Here is a 21,956-nt window from a genome sequence, read left to right on the forward strand (position 1 = left end):
GTCACGCCCGATGAGGCGAGATTCGTTCCAGAAGCGCGTGATTCCCGTTCTGGTTCCCGTTCCGGCGGAGCGGCCATACTCCTATGCCGTGCCGCAGGGCATGACGGTCGAGCCGGGGGCGATCCTGCGCGTGCCGCTCGGCCCGCGCGAGGTGGCGGGCATTGCGTGGGACGGCGAAGGCGAGCCGGTGGCGCCCGCCAAGCTGCGCGATGTCGCGCATGTCTTCGACTGCCCGCCCCTGCCGTCCGACATGCGCCGCTTCATCGAATGGGTGGCCTGCTATACCCTGTCGCCGCCCGGCATGGTGGCGCGCATGGCGCTGCGCGCGCCCGGCGCCTTCGATCCCGAACCGGCGGTGGAGGGGCTGCGGGCCAGCGGGCGGGCGCCCGACCGGATGACGGCGGCGCGCCAGCGCGTGCTCGCCCAGGCCGGCGACGGCCGGGCCTGGACGCGCAGCGGCCTGGCGCACGCGGCCGGCGTGTCCCTGTCCGTGGTGGACGGGCTTGCCCGCCAGGGCGTGTTCGAGCCGGTGGCGATCCCGCCCCAGCCGGTGGTGGCGCCGCCCGATCCGGCTTTCGCCCGCCCGGCGCTGACGCCCGACCAGACCGAGGCAGCGCGCCGCCTCGCGGGGACGGCCGGGCGGGACGGCTTCAGCGTCACCCTGCTCGACGGGGTGACGGGTTCGGGCAAGACCGAGGTCTATTTCGAGGCGGTGGCGGCCGCCGTGGAGCGTGGCCGGCAGGTGCTGATCCTGCTTCCCGAAATCGCGCTGACGCAGGCGTTTCTGGAGCGCTTTCACGACCGTTTCGGCGCCAAGCCGGCCGAGTGGCACTCCGATCTGGCGCCCAGAAAGCGCGAACGGGTGTGGCGGCAGGTGGCCGAAGGGCAGGTGCGCGTGGTGGCCGGCGCGCGCTCCGCGCTGTTTCTGCCCTTCCGCGAGCTCGGGCTGATCGTCGTCGACGAGGAACACGATCCCGCCTACAAGCAGGAGGATCGCGTCTTCTACAACGCCCGCGACATGAGCGTCGTGCGCGGGCATCTGGGCGGCTTTCCGGTGGTGCTGGCTTCAGCCACGCCGTCGCTGGAAAGCCGGGTCAACGCCGAGCAGGGGCGCTATGCGCGCATCGTGCTGCCCGGCCGCTTCGCCGCTGCGGCGTTGCCCGAGCTGCGCACCATCGACATGCGCCGCGCGCCGCCTGCGCGCGGGGACTTCCTTTCGCCGATGCTCATCGAGGCGGCGGGGCGGACGCTGGAGCGGGGGGAGCAGGCGCTGCTGTTCCTCAACCGCCGCGGCTATGCGCCGCTGACGCTGTGCCGTGTGTGCGGCCATCGCTTCCAGTGCCCCAACTGTTCGAGCTGGCTGGTGGAACACCGCTTTCGCCGACAGCTCGTGTGCCACCATTGCGGCCACCACGAAGCGCAGCCGGAAGCCTGTCCCGAATGCGGGACGCTGGACCACCTCGCCGCCTGCGGCCCCGGCGTGGAACGCATCGCCGAGGAGGTGGACCGGCACTTTCCGCAGGCGCGCACCATCGTGCTGTCCTCCGATCTGATGGGCGGGGTGAAGCGGCTGCGGCTGGAGCTGGAGGCCATCGCCCGTGGCGAGGCGGACATCGTGGTGGGCACGCAGCTCGTCGCCAAGGGGCACAATTTCCCCGCCATGACGCTGGTGGGGGTGGTGGACGCCGATCTGGGACTGGCCAATGGCGACCCGCGCGCCGCCGAGCGCACCTTCCAGCTTCTTTCCCAGGTGACGGGCCGGGCCGGGCGCACCGGCCGAAAGAGCACCGGCCTGCTGCAGACCTGGCAGCCCGAGCACCCGGTGATGCAGGCGCTGGTGTCGGGCGATGCGGAGACCTTCTACCAGCGCGAGATCGCCGAGCGCGAGCGCGCCGGCCTGCCGCCCTTCGGACGGCTGGCCGCCCTCATCGTCAGCGCCGCCACCCGCGCCGAGGCGGAAAGCCACGCCCGCGCCCTGCGCCGGGCAGCCCCTGCGGCAGACGGGATCGCCGTTCTCGGACCGGCCGAGGCGCCGCTGGCGCTCGTCGCCGGCCGCCACCGCTTCCGCCTCCTGGTGCATGGCGGGCGGCGCACCGACATCCAAGGCTATCTGCGCGGCCTCCTCTCCAGGGCGCCGCGCCCGCGCGGCTCGGTGCGGGTGCAGGTGGATGTCGATCCGCAGAGCTTTCTGTGACACGGCGGCTGCGGACGCGTCGCAAAAAAGCTGCAAAGCTGGTGGAGGGGATGGCATCGTCTATTTTTGTTCATCGGGATGTTCGCATGCGTTACCAGCCCGTCAATCAGAGATCGCGTATTCGTATTCTTCAGGTGGGCGGGTTGCTGATTGCCGTCCCTCTGCTTACGATGCGTCCCGCGCTCGCCGGTGACGGGCATGAGGTGATCGAGGTTATCAGCCTTGCGCTGGTGCTCATCTGCATCGCCGGCAGGATGTGGAGCATCCTCTATATCGGCTCGAAGAAGAATCGGGAGTTGGTGACCACGGGCCCGTATTCCATGACCCGCAACCCGCTCTACTTCTTCTCCGTGCTCGGTGCGGTGGGCATAGGGCTTTTCGTCGGGTCGCTCACACTGGCGTTCCTTCTGGGGCTTGCCGTCTATCTCGTGCTCGTCATGACTGCGGAAAAGGAGGCGGAACACCTGGAGGCATTGTTCGGCACCCAATACCGCGATTATGCCCGCACGACGCCAATATTCTGGCCGAAGCCCTCGCTCTACCGGGAAGCCGGCGAAGTTGCATTCTCGCCCGTCGCGCTCAGGCGTACTTTTCTCGACGGATTGCTTTTCCTCATTGCGTTTCCGGCCATCGAGGTGATCGAATATCTGCATGAGGTCGCGTATCTGCCGATGCTGTTCAATCTGCTCTGACGTACCGCTTTCAACCACCGGACAGCGCAACTCCGATCCGCTAATCTCACGGCTGCGATTCGCACGGAGAGAACCTATGAATTTCACCTTTCCCTGGCCGTACAGCCAGGGCGAATGGCTGGCCTTCGGGGCGGCTGCGTTCACCGTGTTGTGCGGGCTGGTGGCGATGTTCGCGCCGCGGCTCACGCTGCGATTGCTGCGGCTCGAGGTGCCGGAGCTCCATCCCCGGGCCCTGTCGGAGCCGCGCGCGCTGCTCGGCGGCTTCTATCTCGGCATCGGCCTTTCCGCCCTCGTCTTCGCCCAACCGCTCATCTACATGGCGCTGGGCGTGGCCTGGGGCCTTTCGGCCTTCGGGCGCATCGTCTCCATGATGTCGGACCGTGCCAACACGCTTTTCAACTGGATCGCCCTTCTCGTCACGCTCCTTGCGGCCGGCCTGCCGCTGGCCTTTGCGCTGGGCTTCGTGCGTTGAGCCTGCCCGGGGCCCGCGACATGCGACAAACACGCCGCGCATTGGCGGCTTTCCGCGTGTTGCGAGTCTGAGAAGCCTGTGCTAGACGGCAAGCGGCTTTCGCTCGGGGGATGGCGATGCCCGTTTCCCCGGGTTGAGAAACTGTCAACAAGGTCAGGGATTTAGCCCGAGTCTCGCACTCCAGCGTCGAATCTCGTGACCCTCAAGCTGCGGGAAGAGGCCCTCTGGTGGCAGAATCTGGCTCGATGATCTCCGGGGTGGCGGAGCGTTATGCGCTTTCGCTGTTTGAGCTGGCACAGGAATCGGATTCGGTTCCGCAGGTCGAGCAGGATCTCGGCCGCTTCGAGGCGCTCCTCGAAGGCAGCGATGACCTGCAGCGGCTCATCAGAAGCCCCGTCTTTTCAGCCGACGAGCAGCTTCGGGCTCTCGCCGCCGTTCTCGACAAGGCGAAGATCGGCGGGCTTACCGGCAATTTCCTGCGTGTCGTGGCAAAGAACCGGCGGCTTTTCGCCGTGCCGCAGATGATCCGCGCCTTCCGCCGGATCGCCGCCGAGGCGCGCGGCGAGGTGGCCGCCGAGGTGGCCTCGGCCCACGCGCTGACCGCCGCGCAGGAGCGCGAGCTGAAGGCCGTGCTCAAGGAGGTCGCGGGCAAGGATGTGGCGGTCAAGCTGACCGTCGATCCCTCCCTGCTCGGCGGGCTGGTCGTCAAGCTCGGCTCGCGCCAGATCGACACGTCGCTCAAGACTAAACTCAATTCGCTCAAGCTTGCACTGAAAGAGGTCGGCTGATGGATATCCGCGCGGCGGAAATTTCCGCAATTCTCAAGGACCAGATCAAGAATTTCGGCAAGGAGGCCGAAGTCTCCGAGGTCGGCCAGGTGCTTTCCGTCGGTGACGGCATCGCCCGCGTCTACGGCCTCGACAACGTCCAGGCCGGCGAGATGGTGGAGTTTCCCGGCGGCATCCGCGGCATGGCGCTGAACCTCGAGGTCGACAATGTCGGCGTCGTGATCTTCGGCTCCGACCGCGACATCAAGGAAGGCGACACGGTCAAGCGCACGGGCGCCATCGTCGACGTGCCGGTGGGCCCAGAGCTTCTGGGCCGCGTGGTCGATGCGCTGGGCAATCCGATCGACGGCAAGGGGCCCATCAAGGCCAAGGAGCGCCGCCGCGTGGACGTGAAGGCGCCGGGCATCATCCCCCGCAAGTCGGTGCACGAGCCGATGTCGACGGGCCTGAAGGCCATCGACGCGCTGATTCCCATCGGGCGCGGCCAGCGCGAGCTCATCATCGGCGACCGCCAGACCGGCAAGACCGCCATCATCCTCGACACCTTCCTCAACCAGAAGCCGCTGAACGAGGGCGACGACGAGAGCCAGAAGCTCTACTGCGTCTATGTCGCCGTCGGCCAGAAGCGCTCCACCGTCGCGCAGTTCGTGAAGGTGCTCGAAGAGCGCGGCGCGCTTGAATATTCCATCGTGGTCGCCGCCACGGCCTCGGATCCGGCGCCGATGCAGTTCCTGGCTCCGTTCGCCGGCTGCGCCATGGGCGAGTATTTCCGCGACAACGGCAAGCACGCGGTGATCGGCTATGACGACCTGTCCAAGCAGGCCGTCGCCTACCGCCAGATGTCGCTCTTGCTGCGCCGTCCGCCGGGCCGCGAGGCCTATCCCGGCGACGTCTTCTACCTGCATTCGCGCCTGCTCGAGCGCGCGGCGAAGATGAACGAGGACAACGGTTCCGGCTCGCTCACCGCGCTGCCCGTCATCGAGACGCAGGCCAACGACGTGTCGGCCTACATCCCGACCAACGTGATCTCGATCACCGACGGCCAGATCTTCCTGGAGACCAACCTGTTCTTCCAGGGCATCCGCCCGGCGGTGAATGTGGGCCTGTCGGTGTCGCGCGTCGGCTCCGCGGCGCAGATCAAGGCGATGAAGCAGGTTGCCGGCTCGATCAAGGGCGAGCTTGCGCAGTATCGCGAGATGGCGGCCTTCGCGCAGTTCGGCTCCGACCTCGACGCGGCCACCCAGCGCCTCTTGAACCGCGGCGCGCGCCTCACCGAGCTGCTCAAGCAGCCGCAGTTCTCGCCGCTCAAGACGGAAGAGCAGGTGGCGGTGATCTTCGCCGGTGTCCAGGGGTATCTCGACAAGCTGGAGCTCAGGGACGTGACGCGCTTCGAGCAGGGCCTGCTTGCCCACATGCGCTCCGAGGGCAAGGAGATCCTCGAAGCGATCCGCAAGGAGAAGGCGCTGTCCGATACGTTGCGTGACAAGCTCAAGGCCGAGATCGACGCCTTCGCCAAGAACTTCGCCTAACCTGCGGGGCGCCGATGCCTTCCCTCAAGGACCTTCGCAACCGGATCGCCTCCGTCAAGGCGACGCAAAAGATCACCAAGGCGATGCAGATGGTCGCCGCGGCGAAGCTGCGCCGTGCGCAGGAGGCGGCCGAGGCCGCGCGCCCCTATGCCACCCGCATGGGAGCGGTGCTCGCCAATGTGGCAGGCCGCGTTTCGGGCACCGACGCGCCGGCGCTGATGACCGGCACCGGAAAGGACGACACGCATCTTCTGGTGGTCTGTACGGCCGAGCGCGGGCTTTGCGGCGGCTTCAACAGCCAGATCGCAAAGCGGGCGCGCGAGCATGCGCGGGCGCTTCTTGCCGAAGGCAAGCAGGTGAAGATCCTGACCGTCGGCAAGAAGGGCTTCGACATCCTGCGCCGTGAATACAGCGACCATATCATCGACCGGGTGGAGCTGCGCGATGTCAAGCGCATCGGCTTTGCCAATGCCGACGCCATCGCCAGGAAGGTGATCGGCCTGTTCGAGGATGGGCAGTTCGACGTCTGCACGTTGTTCTATTCCGAGTTCAAGTCGGTCATCAGCCAGGTGCCGACGGCCCAGCAGATCATCCCCGCCGCCTTCCCGGAGCAGGAGGAAGGCGAAAGGGCGGGCGGCGATGCGGCCTATGAATACGAGCCGGAGGCGGCGGCCATCCTCGCCGATCTCATCCCGCGCAACATCGCAGTGCAGATCTTCCGGGCGCTGCTTGAGAATGCCGCCGGCGAGATGGGCGCCAAGATGACGGCGATGGACAATGCCACGCGCAATGCCGGCGAGATGATCGACAAGCTGTCGATCACCTACAACCGCCAGCGCCAGGCGCAGATCACCAAGGAACTGATCGAAATCATCTCGGGCGCGGAAGCGCTCTAGCGGATCGAAAGAGGTAGACAGAAATGGCGAAAGCAGCGACCCCGAAGAGGGCCTCGGCGGGCGAAGCCAAGGCAAAGACGCCCCGGACGACCAGAAAGGCGCCGGCCAAGGCCGCCGCGGCGAAGACCCCGGCCGCCCGCGCCAAGGCCTCCGGGCCCACCGGCACCATCCGCCAGGTCATCGGCGCCGTGGTCGACGTGCAGTTCGAGGATCACCTGCCGGCGATCCTGAACGCGCTGGAGACCGACAATCACGGCAACCGGCTGGTGCTGGAAGTGGCGCAGCATCTGGGCGAGAACACCGTGCGCTGCATCGCCATGGACGGCACCGAGGGCCTGGTGCGCGGCCAGGAGGTGGTGGACACCGGCGAGCCGATCTCCGTGCCAGTCGGCCCCGAGATGCTCGGCCGCATCATCAATGTGATCGGCGAGCCGATCGACGAGGCCGGCCCCATCGAGGCCACCCAGAAGCGTGCCATCCACCAGCCCGCACCGGCCTATGTGGAACAGTCCACCGAGGCGGAGATCCTGGTCACCGGCATCAAGGTGCTCGACCTGCTGGCCCCCTATGCCAAGGGCGGCAAGATCGGCCTGTTCGGCGGCGCCGGCGTGGGCAAGACGGTGCTCATCCAGGAGCTCATCAACAACGTTGCCAAGGCGCATGGCGGCTATTCCGTGTTCGCCGGCGTGGGCGAGCGCACGCGCGAGGGCAACGACCTCTACCACGAGTTCATCGAATCGGGCGTCAACAAGAAGGGCGGCGGCGAAGGCTCCAAGGCCGCGCTGGTCTACGGCCAGATGAACGAGCCGCCCGGCGCGCGCGCCCGCGTGGGCCTTACCGGCCTGACCGTGGCCGAGTATTTCCGCGACCAGGGCCAGGACGTGCTCTTCTTCGTGGACAACATCTTCCGCTTCACCCAGGCGGGCTCGGAGGTGTCGGCGCTTCTCGGCCGCATTCCCTCCGCCGTGGGCTACCAGCCGACGCTCGCCACCGACATGGGCGCGCTGCAGGAGCGCATCACGACGACGACCAAGGGCTCGATCACCTCGGTGCAGGCCATCTACGTGCCGGCCGACGACCTGACCGACCCGGCGCCTGCCACCTCCTTCGCCCATCTGGATGCGACGACGGTGCTCAACCGCGCCATCTCCGAGAAGGGCATCTATCCGGCGGTGGACCCGCTCGACTCCACCTCGCGCATGCTCGACCCGATGATCGTCGGCGAGGAGCACTATCAGGTGGCGCGCGATGTGCAGCAGACGCTGCAGCGCTACAAGGCCCTGCAGGACATCATCGCCATTCTGGGCATGGACGAGCTTTCGGAAGAGGACAAGCTGACGGTGGCGCGCGCCCGCAAGATCGAGCGCTTCCTGTCGCAGCCCTTCTTCGTGGCCGAGGTGTTCACCGGCATGCCCGGCAAGCTGGTCGACCTCCAGGACACGATCCGCGGCTTCAAGGGCCTCGTCGCCGGCGAGTACGATCACCTGCCGGAGGCGGCGTTCTACATGGTGGGCACCATCGAGGACGCCATCGAGAAGGCCGAGAGGCTGGCTGCGGAAGCGGCCTGAGCGGCGAATGGTCAATTGTGAATGGCGAGCAGGGAGTGGCAAATAGAGAATCGTGGCTAGCGAAGGTCATGGTCTGACCCGTTCACTGTTCACCATTCACTATTCACGAAGATAGACATGGCCCAATCCTTCAAGTTCGAACTCGTATCGCCCGAAAGGCTCCTCGTCTCCGAGGAGGTGGAGGCAGTCGTCATTCCCGGTACCGAGGGCGAGATGACGGTGATGGCCAGCCACGCGCCGGTGATGACCGGGATCAAGCCGGGCGTCATCCGCGTCTCGCGTGGCGGCAGCCAGGAGCGCTATGTGGTCTTCGGCGGCTTTGCCGACATTCTGCCGGAAAGCTGCACCGTGCTTGCCGAATCGGCCGTGCATGTGGACGACATCGACCGCGACGACCTGGCACGCCGCATCCAGGAGGCGCGCGAGGACGTGGCCGACGCCAAGGACGACGAGGCGCGCACCAGGGCGGAGGACTATCTCGCCCAGCTCACCACGCTGGAAAGCGCCATCCAGTAGGCACGGCTGGAGCATTTTTCAGCCAGATGGAATCATCTGGCGCCGCACAAATGCGGCAAAAACAAATATGGACCGGATCAGCGTTTCAATGAAACGATGAACCGGTCTGGGCAAGGCGACGCAATTTTTCTGAAGGGCCGCGGGCATTCGAGCTGCGGCCCTTTTGCTTTGCCGGCTTTCCGACCCGGGCGCCGGGCATCTTCCCAAACAAAAGCGGGCGGCAGAGCCGCCCGCGGAAAGATGGTGGCGAAGCCGGCCGCCTCAGGCGGCCAGGTCGCGCAGCACATATTGCAGGATGCCGCCGTTCCTGAAGTATTCGAGCTCGTCCACCGTGTCGATGCGGCACAGAAGCGGCACCTCCTTCACCGTGCCGTCGGCATAGGCAATCCGGGCCTTCACGATGGCGCGGGGCCTGATGGCGTCGAGCCCCTCGATGGTCACCGTCTCGTCGCCCTTCAGCCCCAGCTCCTGCCAGCTCGTATCTTCGGCGAAGACGAAGGGGATGACGCCCATGCCGACGAGGTTTGAGCGGTGGATACGCTCGAAGGAGCGGGCGATGACGGCACGCACGCCGAGCAGGTTCGTGCCCTTGGCCGCCCAGTCGCGCGAGGAGCCATTGCCGTATTCGACGCCGGCAAAGACCACCAGCGGCACGCCTTCCTGCTTGTAGCGCATGGCGGCGTCGTAGATCGACATCTCCTCCTTGGAGGGATAGTGGATCGTATAGCCGCCTTCCTGGCCGTTCTCGCCCAGCATGAAGTTGCGGATGCGGATGTTGGCGAAGGTGCCGCGCATCATCACCTCATGGTTGCCGCGCCGCGTGCCGTACTGGTTGAAGTCGGCAACGCCCACCCCGTTGTCCATCAGATACTTGCCGGCAGGCGATGCCGCCTTGATGGAGCCGGCAGGCGAGATGTGGTCGGTGGTGATCTTGTCGCCGAACAGGCCCAGGATGCGCGCGCCCTCGATGTCGCCGACCCGTCCGGGCTTCGGTGCCATGCCCTCGAAATAGGGCGGGTTGCGCACATAGGTGGACTCGGGGTCCCAGGCATAGGTCTGGCCGCTCGGCGCCTGCACCGCACGCCACAGCTCGTCGCCCTTGAAGACGTCGGCATACTTCTTCTCGAAAAGCTCGCGCGTGACGTGCTTGGCGATGAAGTCCTGCACCTCGTGGCTGGAGGGCCAGATGTCCTTCAGGTAGACGGGGTTGCCCTCCCTGTCTTCGCCGATGGGCTCGCTTGTCAGGTCCTTCGTCACGGTGCCGGCCAGCGCATAGGCCACCACCAGCGGCGGCGAGGCGAGATAGTTCGCCTGCACGTCAGGCGATACGCGGCCCTCGAAGTTGCGGTTGCCCGACAGAACGGAGGCGACGATCAGGCCCTTGTCGTTGATCGTCCTGGAGATCGGCTCCAGGAGCGGGCCGGAATTGCCGATGCAGGTGGTGCAGCCGAAGCCCACGAGATTGAAGCCGAGCTGGTCGAGCTCCTTCTGCAGGCCGGACTTCTCCAGATACTCGGCCACCACCTGGCTGCCGGGGGCAAGCGAGGTCTTGACCCATGGCTTCTGCTTCAGCCCCAGACGATTGGCGTTGCGGGCCAGCAGGCCGGCGGCGATCAGCACGCTCGGATTGGAGGTGTTGGTGCACGAGGTGATGGCGGCGATCGCCACATCGCCATGGCCGATGTCGAAGTCCATGCCCTCGACGGGATAGCGCTTCTGCGTGTCGACGGTCTTCTTGTACTCCTTCTCCAGCGCCTCCTCGAAGCCCGAGGCAATGCTGCCCAGCGCGATGCGGCCCTCGGGGCGCTTCGGGCCGGCCATGGAGGGCACGACTTCGCCCAGGTCGAGCTCCAGCGTGTCGGTGAAGACGGGCTCCGGCGCACCGGCCTCGCGCCACATGCCCTGCGCCTTGGAATAGGCCTCGACGAGCGCGATGCGCTCCTCCTCGCGCCCGGAGGTGCGCAGGTAGTTGAGCGTTTCGGAATCGACGGGGAAGAAGCCGCAGGTGGCGCCGTATTCGGGCGACATGTTGCCGATGGTCGCCCGGTCGGCCAGCGTCATGTTGTCGAGGCCGGGACCGAAGAACTCGACGAACTTGCCCACCACGCCCTTCTTGCGCAGCATCTGCGTGACGGTGAGCACCAGGTCGGTGGCGGTCACGCCCTCGTTCAGCCTGCCGGTGAGCCTGAAGCCGATCACCTCCGGCAGAAGCATGGAGACGGGCTGGCCGAGCATCGCGGCCTCTGCCTCGATGCCGCCCACACCCCAGGCCAGAACGCCCAGGCCGTTGATCATGGTGGTGTGCGAATCGGTGCCCACGCAGGTGTCGGGATAGGCGATCGTCTTGCCGTCCTCCTCCTTCGTCCAGACCACCTGGCCCAGATATTCAAGGTTCACCTGGTGGCAGATGCCGGTGCCGGGCGGCACCACGCGGAAGTTCTTGAACGCCTGCTGGCCCCACTTCAGGAAGCGGTAGCGCTCGCCGTTGCGCTTGTATTCCAGCTCGACATTGCGCTGGAAAGCCTTGGGCGTGCCGAACTCGTCGACGATGACCGAGTGGTCGATGACGAGATCCACGGGCACCAGCGGGTTGATCTTCTCCGGGTCGCCGCCCAGATTCGCCATCGCCTCGCGCATGGCGGCCAGATCGACGACAGCGGGAACGCCGGTGAAATCCTGCATCAGCACGCGGGCGGGCGAATAGGCGATCTCCACGCCGGCCGTCCCCTTGTCGTCCAGCCAGCGCGCCACCGCCTCGATGCTCTCCCTGGTGACCGAGCGCCCGTCCTCACGCCGCAGGAGGTTCTCCAGAAGCACCTTCATGGAGAAGGGCAGGCGGGAGACGCCGGAAAGGCCGTTCCTTTCCGCCTCCTTGAGGTCGAAATAGGTGTATTCCTTATCGCCCACCTTCAGGGTGCGGCGGCATTTGAAACTGTCGAGGGAAGTAGACACGGGCGATCCTATCCTTGGTCTGTTCATCCGAAACGGGAACGGACGGCTCCAGGCGACAGGCGCTGAGGTGCGGGTGCGGTCATTTCCGCTGTCCGCTCCCTGCGTCCCGGCCGGTCAAGACGGCGCGCGCGCGGGTATCGGCACAAAGAGTGACACGCCGACCGCTGGCGTGGTTGCCCGGGATATAGAGAATTTCTTAGAAGAGTTCCATACCGAGTTTGGGCGAAACGTTCCGCTGTCGAGCTTCAAGGACATCCATTGCCGGACACACACGAAACCATGCGGCTGGACGCCGAAAGCCTGAGCGGCGCGCGCGGCGGCGATACCGTCTTTTCCGGGGTCTCCTTCGCGCTGTCGCGCGGCCAGGCGCTGGTGGTGACGGGGCCGAACGGGGCGGGCAAGACGACGCTTCTGCGCATCCTGGCGGGGCTGCTGCAGCCGGCGGCAGGCAGGGTCGCGCTTTCCGGCGGCGGCACGGCATGGCCGGATACGGCCTCCGCCAGCCACTATCTCGGCCATCTCGACGCCATGAAGACGGCGCTGAGCGTGGAGGAGAACCTGCTTTTCTGGCAGCGCTTTGCCGGGCATGCACGCATGTCCGTTCCCAAGGCGCTGGAGACGGTGGGGCTCGGGGAGATCGGGCACCTGCCCTTCGGCTATCTTTCCACCGGGCAGCGGCGGCGGGCAGCCCTGGCGCGGCTTTTCGTGTCGCACCGGCCGCTATGGCTTCTGGACGAGCCGACCTCCGGGCTCGACCGGGCCTCGGCAGGGCGGCTTGCGGGGCTGATGGAGGGGCACCTTCGGGAGGGCGGGATGATCGTCGCGGCCACCCACCTGCCGCTCGGGCTTGCGGGGGCACGGGAACTGCGCATGGAGAGAGAATGACATGAACCCTCACGCCGGCTGCGCCCTCTTCCGCCCCGCCGCAAGCCCGTTTTCGCACGGGAGCCGGCGCTGATGCTCGCCCTTTATCTGCGCGATGTCAGGCTCGGCATCCGCGCCGGCAGCGGGGCGCTGACGGGCGTTCTCTTCTTTCTGGCGGTCGTGGCCGTCATCCCCTTCGGGGTGGGGCCGGACCTCAACCTGCTGGCGCGCATCGGCCCGGCGATCCTGTGGATCGGGGCGCTGCTTGCCAGCCTGCTGGGGCTGGAGCGGCTGTTCCAGGCCGACCGGGAGGACGGCTCGCTCGACCTTCTCGTCATGGCCGACAGCCGCCACATGCTGGCGCTGACGGTGTTTGTGAAATGCCTGGCGCACTGGACGGCCAACGTGCTGCCGCTGGTGGCCGCGGCTCCGTTGCTCGGCCTGTTCATGAACGTGCCGCCCCTCAGCCTCGGCGCGGCGACGCTGACGCTTCTGGCCGGCACGCCGGCCATCGCCTTCATCGGCGCGGTGGGGGCGGCGCTGGTGGTGGCCCTGCCGCGCGGCGGGCTGCTGGTCTCGGTGCTCGTCCTGCCGCTGACCGTCCCCGTGCTCATCTTCGGCGTGGCGGCGTCGCGCGCGGCGGTGGCCGACCCGGACCCCTTCCTCCAGCCCTTCCTCGTCCTGTGCGCGCTGACGCTCTTCTTCGCCGTGATCGGCCCGGTGGCGGCGGCGCTCGCGCTGCGCAACGCCGACTAGAACCACGAAAAAGTGAGCGCTGGCGCATGCTGCGGCAATGTGGATGAATTGCGGGGCGCGGCCGTGCGGTCTATTTACGGCGCATGAGCGAAACGGCCAACCCGACGGCGCGGCTTGCCGCGCTTGCCAATCCGACGCGCTTTCTGGCGCTTGCCGACCGGCTGGTGCCGTGGCTGGCTGCGGCGGCCGGGCTGGTGCTGGCCGCCGGCCTTGCCATGGCCTTCGCTGCACCGGAGGACTATCAGCAGGGCATCACGGTGCGCATCATGTATATCCATGTGCCCTTCGCCTGGCTTTCCATGTTCTGCTACACGCTGATGGCGGCCTCGGCACTCGGCACGCTGGTGTGGCGCCATCCGCTGGCCGACGTCTCGCTGAAGGCGGCCGCCCCCATCGGCGCCACCTTCACCGCCCTGGCGCTCGTCACCGGCTCCATCTGGGGCAAGCCCATGTGGGGCACATGGTGGGTGTGGGACGCCCGGCTCACCTCGGTCTTCGTGCTCTTTCTCATGTATCTGGGCATCATCGCGCTGACGCGGGCGCTGGACGACCAGGGGCGTGCGGCACGGGCGGCGGCAATCCTCACGCTGGTCGGCTTCATCAACATCCCGATCATCAAGTTCTCGGTCGATTGGTGGAACACGCTGCATCAGCCGGCCTCCGTCTTCCGGCTCGACGGGCCGACCATCCATTCCAGCCTTCTGTGGCCGCTTCTCATCTCGGCGCTGGGCTTCACCTTCCTCTTCCTGACGCTGCATCTCATGGCCATGCGGGCGGAGATCTGGCGCCGGCGGGTGAGCGCCATGCGGCGCCTGGCGGCGCGGGCGGCGGAAGGCCGGCTCGCCGAGGGGGGTGCGTCATGAGCCACGTGGCCTATGTGGCGGCGGCCTATGCGGCCTCGGCGATTGCCATCGCCGGGCTGGCGATGTGGATCGTGCTCGACCAGCGGGCGCAGAAAAGGGCACTGCAGGCGCTGGAGGCGCGCGGCATCCGCCGCCGCTCCACCGACGGGAGGAGAGGCCAATGACCGCCGGCCACCAGCGCGCGCCCGCGGCGCGCCGGTTCCTTCTCCTGCTGCCTCTTGCCGCCTTTCTGGCGCTGTCGGCGGTCTTCCTGGCACAGCTCTTCTCCGGGCGCGACAATTCCGTCGTGCCCTCCGCACTGATCGGTCAGCCGGCGCCGCAGACGACGCTGCCGCCGCTCGAGGGCATGGGCCTGCCCGGCCTTTCGCCCGAAGACTTCGCGGGAAATGTGACGCTGGTGAACGTCTGGGGCTCCTGGTGCCTGCCGTGCCGCGACGAACATCCGCTTCTGATGCAGCTTTCGGAAGACAGCCGCCTGCGCATCGTCGGCCTCAACTACAAGGACAGGCCGGAAAACGCCCGCCGCTTCCTCGGCGAACTCGGCAATCCCTTCGACGCCATCGGCGTCGATGGAAACGGCCGCGCAGCCATCGAGTGGGGGGTCTACGGCGTGCCGGAAACCTTCCTCGTCGGCCCCGACGGCATCATCCGCTACAAGCATGTGGGACCGTTCACGCCACGCAGCATCCGCGAGGAGCTGATGCCGCGGGTGGAACAGGCGATGGCGGGCAACCCGTCGTGAGCCCGTTGCCCGGCCTCAGCCCCGCGGGTCGGTATCGGCGAGATTCAGGATCGACGGCACAAGGCCGGGAAAGCGCCTTTCCAGCTCATCCAGCCGCAGCACGTTGATGTGCTCCACGCCTCTTTTCGTGGTGCGGATGAGACCCGCCTCGCGCAGCACCCGATAGTGGTTGGAAAGGGTGGAGCGGGCGAGGCCCGCGCAGGGCGAGGCGTCCCCGCAATTGGAACCCTCGGGACTGGCGTGGAGCTTGCGCACGATCTGCAGCCTGACCGGATCGCCCAAGGCGTTGAGAATGCCAGTCAGGGTGATGTCTTCCGGCGCAGGATGCATGAACTGGACCATGAAGGGGCCATATCACGCAGCTTGACGCATTTCAATATTACGGTATTTTCGAAATACCGTAATAACGTTTTATCGAAATAAGGATCAGACAATGCCAGGACGATTCGACAATCAGGTGGTGCTCGTCACCGGCGGCTCGACGGGCATCGGCCTCGCGGCGGCGGCGCTTTTCGTCCGCGAGGGCGCGAAGGTCTACATCACCGGGCGCAGCCGGCAGAGCCTGGACGGGGCAGCGGCGCAACTGGGGGAACAGGCCGTCGCCGTACAGTCCGATGTGGCCAATCTCGCCGACCTCGAAAGCCTGCGCGAACGCATCGCCGGCGCGGACGGCCGGCTGGACGTCCTCGTCGCCAATGCGGGCATCGCCGAGAACAACGTCCTGGGCGAAACGAGCGAGGCGGCGTTCGACAGGACCTTCGACATCAACGTCAAGGGGGTGTTCTTCACCGTGCAGACCATGCTGCCGCTGCTCAGGGACGGCGGCGCGGTGGTGCTCACGGGATCCATCGTCGCACACAAGGGCTTTCCCAATCTCAGCCTCTACAACGCCTCCAAGGCCGCTGTGCGCTCCTTTGCCCGTTCGTGGTCGAACGATTTGCGGGCCCGCAAGATCCGCGTCAACGTCGTCAGCCCCGGTCCGGTGGAGACCCCCATCCTGCGCAACGGGCTGAAACTGAACGACGAGCAGCTCGACCAATTCAGGGCACAGGTGGCGCAGACCGCTCCGCTGGAGCGGTTCGGCGAGCCGTCGGAAATCGCCGAGGCCATCGCCTATCTGGCATCCGGCGCCGCCAGCTACGTGGCCGGCGCGGAACTCAGCGTCGATGGCGGCATGGCGCAGGTCTGAGGCGGCCTGCCCCGTCCCCGGCCGGCTGCATCCGCGCCGCCGGCAAAGCGCCGGCGGAGATGACGAGGGCGGAAAGGTCCGCCGCCGTCACCGCTCGGACAGCGCCAGCCGCACGCCGAGCGCGGCGAAGGTGGCGGCAAAGGAGCGGCGGAGCCATTTCATCACCGCCGGGCTGTTCAACACCCGGCGGCGCACCAGAGCCGCCATCTGCCCATAGGCGACGAAGATGGCAAAGGTCATCGCCATGAAGACGAAGCCGAGCCAAGCCATGAAGGCGGCCGGCGCGGCGGTGTCGGCGGGCACGAATTGCGGCAGGAAGGCCAGGAAGAAGATCGACAGCTTGGGATTCAGGATGTTGATGAGGAAGCCGCGCCGGATGATCTGCCAGTGCGGGATGGCCGCCCGTTCGGGCCGAGCGTCGAGCATGCCCTTCTCACCCAGCGCATTCCAGGCCATCCAGAGAAGGTAGAGCACGCCAGCATACTTGACGAACTGGAACAGCACGGCGCTGGTGTGCAGCAGCGCGGCAAGCCCCAGGATGGCGGCGGCAAGCTGCGGCAGGATGCCCAGCGTGCAGCCCACAGCGGCCGACACGCCGGCACGCCCGCCGCGCCCCAGCGCAACGGCGAGCGTGTAGATGACGCCGGTACCGGGAATGAGCACGACGACCAGCGCGGTCAGCAGGAATGCCGGATCCATGGTCCCCTCCAGGTGGCAAAAGCACAGTTTGCCCGCCAGGAGAGCGGCGTCAAGCCATCTGTTTCAGGCCGCGCCGGCCATCTTCCGCTTCTCGAAGCGCTTGCGTTCGTGCGGATCGAGATGAAGCTTGCGCAGGCGGATCGACTTCGGCGTCACCTCGACCAGCTCGTCATCCTGGATCCACGACAGCGCGCGCTCCAGCGTCATGCGGATGGGCGGGGTGAGCTTCACGGCATCGTCCTTGCCGGCGGCACGGACGTTGGAGAGCTTCTTGCCCTTGAGCACGTTGACTTCCAGGTCGTTGTCGCGGGAGTGGATGCCGACGATCATGCCCTGATAGACCTTGACGCCCGGCTCGATGATCATCGGTCCGCGGTCCTCCAGGTTCCACAGGGCATAGGCCACGGCCTCGCCGGGCTCGTTGGCGATCAGCACGCCATTGACGCGCCCGCCGATCTCTCCCTTGTAGGGCTGGTATTCGTGGAACAGGCGGTTCATCACCGCCGTGCCGCGCGTATCCGTCAGCAGCTCCGACTGGTAGCCGATGAGGCCGCGCGTGGGACAGAAGAAGACGAGGCGCTGGCGGTCGCCGCCGGAGGGGCGCAGCTCCACGAGCTCCGCCTTGCGCTCCGACATCTTCTGCACGACGACGCCCGCATGCTCCTCGTCCACGTCGATGACCACTTCCTCGACGGGCTCCAGAAGCTGGCCGTTCGCGGCCTTCTTCATCACCACGCGCGGGCGCGAGACAGCAAGCTCGAAGCCCTCTCGGCGCATGGTCTCGATCAGCACGGCAAGCTGCAGCTCGCCGCGGCCGGACACGAAGAAGGAATCCTTGTCGGCCGATTCCTCCACCTTCAGCGCCACGTTGCCCTCCGCCTCCTTGAGAAGGCGGTCGCGGATGACGCGGCTCGTCACCTTGTCGCCCTCGGTGCCGGCAAGCGGCGAATCGTTGACCAGAAAGCTCATCGTCACGGTCGGCGGGTCGATGGGCTGGGCCTCCATGGGCGCGCTCACCGAAGGGTCGCAGAAGGTGTCGGCCACCGTGCCCCTGGAAAGCCCGGCGATGGCAACGATGTCGCCGGCCTGCGCCTCCTCGACGGCCGAGCGCTCCAGCCCGCGGAAGGCGAGGATCTTGGAGATGCGCCCCTGCTCCAGGAGCGTGCCGTCGCGGGCCAGCACCTTCACTGCCTGGTTCGGCCTTGCCGTGCCGGAGGCGATGCGGCCGGTGACGATGCGGCCCAGAAAGGGGTTGGCCTCCAGAATCGTGCCGATCATGCGGAAAGGGCCTTCTTCCACCTGCGGCTCCGGCACGTGCTTCAGCACGAGGTCGAACAGGGGGGCGAGCCCGGCCTCCTTCGGACCGGCGGGATCCTCGCTCATCCAGCCGTCGCGGCCGGAACCGTAAAGGATCGGAAAATCGAGCTGCTCGTCGCTGGCGTCGAGCGCGGCGAACAGGTCGAACACCTCGTTGATCACCTCGTCGGGGCGGGCGTCCGGGCGGTCGATCTTGTTGACGGCGACGATGGGCTTCAGTCCCACCTTCAGCGCCTTGCCGACCACGAACTTGGTCTGTGGCATCGGGCCTTCCGCCGCGTCCACGAGCAGCACCGCGCCGTCCACCATGTTGAGGATGCGCTCCACCTCGCCGCCGAAATCGGCGTGGCCCGGCGTGTCGACGATGTTGATGCGCACGTCCTTCCACACCACCGAGGTGGCCTTGGCGAGGATGGTGATGCCGCGCTCCTTTTCCAGATCGTTGGAATCCATGGCGCGCTCGTCGACGCGCTGGTTGTCGCGCACGGAGCCCGACTGCCTGAGCAGCGCGTCGACAAGGGTGGTCTTCCCATGATCGACATGGGCGATGATCGCGATGTTGCGGAGCTTCATTTCTTCTCTTCGGGATGGGCGGACGCTGCCCGCAGGCGCGCCCGCATCTTCGCTGGCCGCGCTCATACAGGTTTTTTCGCAAATGCGAAAGAGGCGCGTTCGCTCAGCTCCAGGCGGCGGCGGAGAGGGCGTCGATCGGGAACTTGAGATAGCGCCGGCCATTCGCCTCCGGCTCGGGCAGGCGGCCGCCATTCATGTTGACCTGCAGCGCGTGCAGGATGAGGCGCGGCATGGGCAGGGTGCGGTCGCGCGCCTGGCGCAGCGCCACGAACTCCTCGCAGCTTCGGCAGCGGGCGATGTGAATGTTGTGCGCCTTCTGCTCCGCGACCGTGCTTTGCCAGCGCACCGGGCGGCCGCCCGGCTGGTAGTCGTGGCCGGTGAAAAGGCGCGTCTCGTCGGGCAGGGAGAGGATTTCCTGGATCGAATGCCACAGACGGGCGGCATCGCCGCCGGGAAAGTCGGCCCGCGCCGTGCCGCCATCGGGCATGAAGAGCGTATCGTGCACGAATGCCGCATCGCCGATGCAATAGGTGACGGAGGCGAGGGTATGGCCGGGGGAGAACAGCACACGGGCCGGGATCTCACCGATGTGGAACCGCTCGCCCTCGGCAAACAGCCGGTCCCACTGGGAGCCGTCGGCGGGGAAATCGGGCCAGTTGTAGATCTCCTTCCACAGCCGCTGCACCTCCACCACCTTCTCGCCGATGGCCGTCGGCGCGCCTGTGCGCTCGCGCAGGTAGCCGGCGGCAGAGAAATGGTCGGCATGGGGATGGGTATCGAGAATCCAGGCCACGGTGAGCCCGCGCCCGGCGACAAAGTCCAGGATCGCGTCGGCGCTGCGGGTTGCGGTGGCACCGGATTTCTCGTCGAAGTCCAGAACCGGATCGATGATCGCGCATTGGCCCGTGGCCGGGTCGGCGGCGACATATTGAAGGGAGAAGGTCCTCTCCTCGTAGAATGCCGTGACCTCGGGCGCCGCGCGCTCCTGCATTGCCATCTCCCCCATGCGTTTCAACCCTGTCGGCCCGTGGCTAGCGGGCCGGAGCGAAGGGCGCAATTTCTCTTATTGTCGCATGAAAGAGGTCAATTTTCTAATGCGGGAGACGGCGTGCAAATTTCTTCCTGCCTCCCGCCCCATGTGCGGCGCCGGTCAGGCGAGCCCCTTCTTCTGCATCATCGCTTCGGGGCTGGGCAGCCGGCCGCGGAACGCCTTGTAGAGCTCTTCCGGGTCCGCTGCACCGCCGGCGGCGTAGATGTAGCGGCGTAGCCTGTCCGCCGTCTCCGGGTCGAAGGGATCCCCCGCCTCCTCGAAGGCGCGGAAGGCATCGGCGTCCAGCACCTCCGACCACATGTAGGAGTAGTAGCCGGCCGAATAGCCGTCTCCCGAAAAGACGTGCAGGAAATGCGGCGTCCTGTGGCGCATGGGGATGGCTGCCGGCTTCCGCAACGCCTCCAGCGTTTCGCGCTCGAAGGCGAGGGGGTCCTCCGGCGCCTCGCTGCGCGCGTGGAAGGCCATGTCCACCAGCGCGCAGGCGGCGTATTCCACGGTGGCGAAACCGGCATCGAAAGTGCGCGCGGCGCGCATTTTCTCCGCCAGGTCGGCTGGCATCGGCGCACCCGTTTCGACGTGGCGGGCATGGCGGGCCAGAACCTCGGGCACGGTGAACCAGTGCTCGAAGAGCTGCGAGGGCAGCTCCACGAAGTCGCGGGCCACCGCGGTGCCGGAAACCGAAGGCCAGGAAACGTCGCTCAGCAGGCCGTGCAGCGCATGGCCGAACTCGTGGAACAGCGTGCGCGCGTCGTCGACGGACAGAAGCGCGGGCCTGCCGCTGGGCGGCCTGGCGAAGTTCATGACGTTGTAGACGATGGGCATGCGCCCGCCGCCGAGGCGGCAGCCCGTCTGCAACGCGCTCATCCAGGCGCCGGAGCGCTTGGAGGGGCGGCCGAAGGGATCGGCCAGGAAGAGCCCGCGCAGCGAGCCGTCGGCGTTTCTCACCTCGTAGACGCGCACATCCTCGTGCCAGGCGGCAATGCCCGGTCTTTCCTCGAAGGTGAGGCCAAAGAGGCGATTTGCCACGTCGAAGGCGGCGGTGGTGACGTTTTCGAGCGTCAGATAGGGCTCCAGCGCGCCCTCGTCGAAGGCAAAGCGCTCGGCGCGCAGCTTCTCGGCATAATAGCGCCAGTCCCACGGGGCGATTGCGTGGTTGTGGCCCTCGCCGGCGGCAATGCGCTGCAGCGCCTTCTCGTCCTCGGCAGCCTTCTCGCATGCCTTGCCCCAGACGCTTTCGAGCAGCGCCATCACCGCTTCGGGCGTCTTGGCCATGGTGTCATCGAGCTTGTAGGCAGCGTAGTTCTCAAACCCCAGAAGCCGCGCTTTCTCGGCGCGCAGGCGCAGCGTGTCGCGCACGATGCCGGCATTGTCCGTCTCGCCGCCGTTCTCGCCGCGTCGCAGGAAGGCTTCAAGCACCTTCTCGCGCAGATCGCGACGGGCCGAGAAGGACAGAAAGGGCTCGACGATGGAGCGCGACAGGGTGACGGCATAGTGTCCCGGCCTGCCGCGCGACTGGGCAGCCTCGGCCATGGCGGCCTTCAGCGAGGCGGGCAGGCCGGCAAGGTCCGCCTCCTCAAGGAACAGCGCCCAGCCGCTCTCGTCGGCCAGCACGTTCTGTCCAAAGCGGGCGCCGAGCGTTGCCAGTTCCTCGTTGATCTCGGCAAGCCGTGCCTTGCCCCGCGCATCCAGCCGGGCGCCGCCGCGCACGAAGCGCTTCCACGTCTTCTCCAGCACGCGCGCCGTCTCCGGGTCGAGGCGAAGGTCGGCGCGCGCGGCATGAAGCGCGTCAAGCTTGCCGAACAGCGCTTCGTTCATGGTGATGCGCGAGAAATGGCGGGCCATGCGCGGCGCGATGTCGCGTTCCAGCGCGCGAATCGTCTCGTTGGTGTGGGCGCCGGCCCGGCACCAGAAGATGGCGGAGACGCGCGACAATGCCTGTCCCGACAGCTCCAGCGCGGCAAGCGTGTTTTCGATGGTCGGCGCCGCGCTGTCTGCGGCGATGGCGTCGATCTCCGCCGCATGCGCGGCAAGGGCCGCCTCGAAAACCGGGGCGAAGGCATCGTCCTCGATGTGCTCGAAGGCGGGCAGGCCGGCCGGTCCGTTCCAGGCGGTGAGCGGATGGGTCTCAAGATCGACGGCGGAAGAGGGCGAAGCCATGAGGGAACCTCGGATTGCTGACCAGGACAAGGGCAGGCGGGAGCGCCACGTCGCGATGTAGGCCCGCCTGGCGGGCCGCGCAACTCTTGACTCCTGCGTGGCGTCACTCCATCATGATTAATAAGTAATACTTACTAT

General features: G+C 66.9%; 20 protein-coding genes. 14 read left to right on the forward strand and 6 right to left on the reverse strand.

The window, feature by feature from the left end:
• Positions 1–10: 10 nt before the first annotated feature.
• The 8 genes from NYR58_RS13130 (at position 11) to NYR58_RS13165 (ending at position 8,655) form a co-directional block, all read left to right on the forward strand.
• Positions 11–2,194 (forward strand): primosomal protein N', encoded by a 2,184-nt coding sequence (locus NYR58_RS13130; RefSeq protein ID WP_261521309.1) that lies wholly within the window; start codon positions 11–13, stop codon positions 2,192–2,194.
• On the forward strand, positions 2,191–2,886 hold the full coding sequence (locus NYR58_RS13135; RefSeq protein WP_261521310.1) for a methyltransferase family protein: 696 nt from the start codon (positions 2,191–2,193) through the stop codon (positions 2,884–2,886). Before NYR58_RS13130 ends, NYR58_RS13135 begins: the two co-directional genes overlap by 4 nt.
• Before the next feature lie 76 nt (positions 2,887–2,962).
• Positions 2,963–3,358 (forward strand): AGROH133_08824 family phage infection protein, encoded by a 396-nt coding sequence (locus NYR58_RS13140; protein WP_261521311.1) that lies wholly within the window; start codon positions 2,963–2,965, stop codon positions 3,356–3,358.
• 227 nt (positions 3,359–3,585) lie between these two features.
• The gene (locus tag NYR58_RS13145) at positions 3,586–4,146 is read left to right on the forward strand and encodes a F0F1 ATP synthase subunit delta (protein WP_261521312.1); all 561 of its coding nucleotides are present in this window, start codon (positions 3,586–3,588) and stop codon (positions 4,144–4,146) included.
• Positions 4,146–5,675 carry a F0F1 ATP synthase subunit alpha gene (atpA, locus tag NYR58_RS13150; RefSeq protein WP_261521313.1) on the forward strand — a complete coding sequence of 510 codons (1,530 nt, stop codon included), beginning with the start codon at positions 4,146–4,148 and terminating at the stop codon, positions 5,673–5,675. Before NYR58_RS13145 ends, atpA begins: the two co-directional genes overlap by 1 nt.
• A gap of 14 nt (positions 5,676–5,689) precedes the next feature.
• Complete coding sequence (locus NYR58_RS13155) at positions 5,690–6,571, forward strand: F0F1 ATP synthase subunit gamma (RefSeq protein WP_261521314.1); 882 nt, start codon at positions 5,690–5,692, stop codon at positions 6,569–6,571.
• A 23-nt stretch (positions 6,572–6,594) separates the two neighbouring features.
• Entirely contained in the window at positions 6,595–8,139 is a 1,545-nt protein-coding gene (gene atpD, locus NYR58_RS13160; protein ID WP_261521315.1) for a F0F1 ATP synthase subunit beta, read from the forward strand.
• A gap of 117 nt (positions 8,140–8,256) precedes the next feature.
• Positions 8,257–8,655, forward strand: a complete 399-nt coding sequence (locus tag NYR58_RS13165; RefSeq protein ID WP_261521316.1) for a F0F1 ATP synthase subunit epsilon — start codon at positions 8,257–8,259, stop codon at positions 8,653–8,655.
• A gap of 261 nt (positions 8,656–8,916) precedes the next feature.
• Here the strand turns inward: NYR58_RS13165 and acnA are convergent, their stop codons facing one another.
• Positions 8,917–11,607: an aconitate hydratase AcnA gene (gene acnA / locus NYR58_RS13170; RefSeq protein WP_315903337.1), complete on the reverse strand. Its 2,691-nt coding sequence runs from the start codon at positions 11,605–11,607 to the stop codon at positions 8,917–8,919.
• Between the two features lie 279 nt (positions 11,608–11,886).
• Here acnA and ccmA point away from each other — a divergent pair, with 279 nt between their 5' ends.
• The 5 genes from ccmA (at position 11,887) to NYR58_RS13195 (ending at position 14,832) form a co-directional block, all read left to right on the forward strand.
• Complete coding sequence (gene ccmA, locus NYR58_RS13175) at positions 11,887–12,492, forward strand: heme ABC exporter ATP-binding protein CcmA (protein WP_261521349.1); 606 nt, start codon at positions 11,887–11,889, stop codon at positions 12,490–12,492.
• Between the two features lie 72 nt (positions 12,493–12,564).
• Entirely contained in the window at positions 12,565–13,227 is a 663-nt protein-coding gene (ccmB, locus tag NYR58_RS13180; protein ID WP_261521318.1) for a heme exporter protein CcmB, read from the forward strand.
• Between the two features lie 83 nt (positions 13,228–13,310).
• A complete protein-coding gene (locus NYR58_RS13185) occupies positions 13,311–14,090 on the forward strand; it encodes a heme ABC transporter permease (protein ID WP_261521319.1) in 780 nt (259 codons plus the stop codon).
• Positions 14,087–14,254: a heme exporter protein CcmD gene (ccmD, locus tag NYR58_RS13190; RefSeq protein WP_261521320.1), complete on the forward strand. Its 168-nt coding sequence runs from the start codon at positions 14,087–14,089 to the stop codon at positions 14,252–14,254. The genes NYR58_RS13185 and ccmD overlap by 4 nt, the downstream gene beginning before the upstream one ends.
• A complete protein-coding gene (locus tag NYR58_RS13195; protein ID WP_261521321.1) occupies positions 14,251–14,832 on the forward strand; it encodes a DsbE family thiol:disulfide interchange protein in 582 nt (193 codons plus the stop codon). Before ccmD ends, NYR58_RS13195 begins: the two co-directional genes overlap by 4 nt.
• A gap of 15 nt (positions 14,833–14,847) precedes the next feature.
• Here NYR58_RS13195 and NYR58_RS13200 read toward each other — a convergent pair whose 3' ends face one another.
• A complete protein-coding gene (locus NYR58_RS13200; RefSeq protein WP_261521322.1) occupies positions 14,848–15,174 on the reverse strand; it encodes an ArsR/SmtB family transcription factor in 327 nt (108 codons plus the stop codon).
• A gap of 91 nt (positions 15,175–15,265) precedes the next feature.
• Between NYR58_RS13200 and NYR58_RS13205 the strand changes: the two genes are divergently transcribed.
• Complete coding sequence (locus NYR58_RS13205; RefSeq protein ID WP_261521323.1) at positions 15,266–16,021, forward strand: glucose 1-dehydrogenase; 756 nt, start codon at positions 15,266–15,268, stop codon at positions 16,019–16,021.
• A gap of 87 nt (positions 16,022–16,108) precedes the next feature.
• Here the strand turns inward: NYR58_RS13205 and NYR58_RS13210 are convergent, their stop codons facing one another.
• The 4 genes from NYR58_RS13210 to NYR58_RS13225 form a co-directional block, all read right to left on the reverse strand.
• The gene (locus tag NYR58_RS13210; protein WP_261521324.1) at positions 16,109–16,720 is read right to left on the reverse strand and encodes a LysE family translocator; all 612 of its coding nucleotides are present in this window, start codon (positions 16,718–16,720) and stop codon (positions 16,109–16,111) included.
• 63 nt (positions 16,721–16,783) lie between these two features.
• Positions 16,784–18,610: a translational GTPase TypA gene (gene typA, locus NYR58_RS13215; protein ID WP_261521325.1), complete on the reverse strand. Its 1,827-nt coding sequence runs from the start codon at positions 18,608–18,610 to the stop codon at positions 16,784–16,786.
• Between the two features lie 103 nt (positions 18,611–18,713).
• Positions 18,714–19,601, reverse strand: coding sequence for an MBL fold metallo-hydrolase (locus NYR58_RS13220; protein ID WP_261521326.1), 888 nt, complete (start codon positions 19,599–19,601; stop codon positions 18,714–18,716).
• A 159-nt stretch (positions 19,602–19,760) separates the two neighbouring features.
• Complete coding sequence (locus NYR58_RS13225) at positions 19,761–21,818, reverse strand: M3 family metallopeptidase (RefSeq protein WP_261521327.1); 2,058 nt, start codon at positions 21,816–21,818, stop codon at positions 19,761–19,763.
• Between the last annotated feature and the right edge of the window lie 138 nt (positions 21,819–21,956).

The organism is Chelativorans intermedius (genome assembly GCF_025398255.1).
In the GTDB taxonomy this organism is placed as follows: Bacteria; Pseudomonadota; Alphaproteobacteria; order Rhizobiales; family Rhizobiaceae; genus Chelativorans; species Chelativorans intermedius.